The following is a 1,169-nucleotide window of genomic DNA, read 5'->3' as shown; positions in this document are numbered from 1 at the left end:
TGAGCGCCCGTGATGCCCTCCCCGGCCTGTTCACCGCCCCTCCGGCGCGCGCAACGCTGCGCAAGTACAACGTGTCGATCAAGTTTGAGGATGGGAATTATGAGGCAGCAGCTTGGGCAGGAAGCCCGACTCAGGCGCACGAGCTGGCGCGAGTAGATGCGCGTTTGGCGTCTTGCACCGGCACGTTTTATGGCCGCGAGCTGGGCTGGACTGCGGAGCTGGCAAAGGTTTAGCGGTCGCCCGCCGCCGTAGTTCAAGGCGGGACAGGACTGGCAGCCCGATTAACTGCCCGATGGCACAGAGTGGCCCGATTGATCTTCGTGAGGATCAGGCGCCCGGGGAAGCCCGGCGCCACAACCAACCTTGAAGGAAATAAAGCATGTCGAATTTCAAAAAAGATCAGAAGGTGAATGTGAAGGGCACGAAAACCGAGCCGTTGCCGCGCCCGGGCAAGTTCGTGAAGACGCACCCAGGCGCCCGTGGTGACTTCCTGGAGGTGCTGCTGGACGGCTCGACGCGAAGCCAGCGCTTCCGCCCTTCGCAGGTGACGGCAGCCTAATTTCACCCCGGCCAGTCGCCCTGGCCCGCTTCGCCGGCGTAACCGGCGGCCAAGACATAACCATCGAATCTGCCGGGGTGATTGCCGAGCAGGTACGGCCAGATTAATCACCTGGTGTCGGCGTCCCACGAGGGATTCTCGATGGTCATGTGTTGGCGGCCCACCAGCCGCAGGAATCACACGCCCGACGGATTTTCCCGGGTCGCCAGCAACCCATTAACCAGAGGAGCAGGACATGAGCTACATCATCACCATTCGCACCGCCAGCACGGTGCACAGCTTCGCCGCCATCGGCAACCTGGCCGCGCTGATCGATGCCGCTTACGACGATGGCGCCCTGGGCGTGACTGCGATGGTGCGGCCATGAGCCGCTCGATGCAGCAGGCGCTGCTCGGCGCCGGTGTCGTAGGACCGCGCACCGGCCCAGTATCGCCACAAAACCCTTCGCGCAGCGCCACGGCACGCGTCAAGAACCCGCTTCCTGCGCCGACCAAGTGCCCGTATTGCACTGGCGCCGTCGAGCTGGTCAGCAACAGCGAAATTTACGGCCGCACATTCGGCGAATGGCCATGGGCATATAAGTGCGCTGATGACGACTGCGACAGCTATG

The 1,169-nt window shown here is 63.1% G+C and carries 3 protein-coding genes and 1 pseudogene; all 4 read left to right on the top strand.

The genetic code is table 11. The features are described from left to right. The coding region (locus AC0V2Y_RS28610; RefSeq protein ID WP_475418476.1) for a hypothetical protein at window positions 1-233 on the top strand (233 nt) is incomplete at its 5' end. A 146-nt stretch (window positions 234-379) separates the two neighbouring features. Continuing rightward, the gene (locus tag AC0V2Y_RS28605; RefSeq protein WP_475418055.1) at window positions 380-559 is read left to right on the top strand and encodes a hypothetical protein; all 180 of its coding nucleotides are present in this window, start codon (window positions 380-382) and stop codon (window positions 557-559) included. 235 nt (window positions 560-794) lie between these two features. Further along, complete coding sequence (locus AC0V2Y_RS28600) at window positions 795-926, top strand: hypothetical protein (protein ID WP_256267347.1); 132 nt, start codon at window positions 795-797, stop codon at window positions 924-926. Continuing rightward, a pseudogene (locus tag AC0V2Y_RS28595) lies at window positions 923-1,169 on the top strand (hypothetical protein); the annotation flags it as partial. The gene AC0V2Y_RS28600 and the pseudogene AC0V2Y_RS28595, both read left to right, overlap by 4 nt.

The sequence above is a fragment of the Janthinobacterium sp. BHSEK genome, from assembly GCF_056174685.1.
The sequence above is the reverse complement of the archived record's forward strand: the minus strand, read 5'-3'. Positions and strand labels throughout refer to the sequence as shown.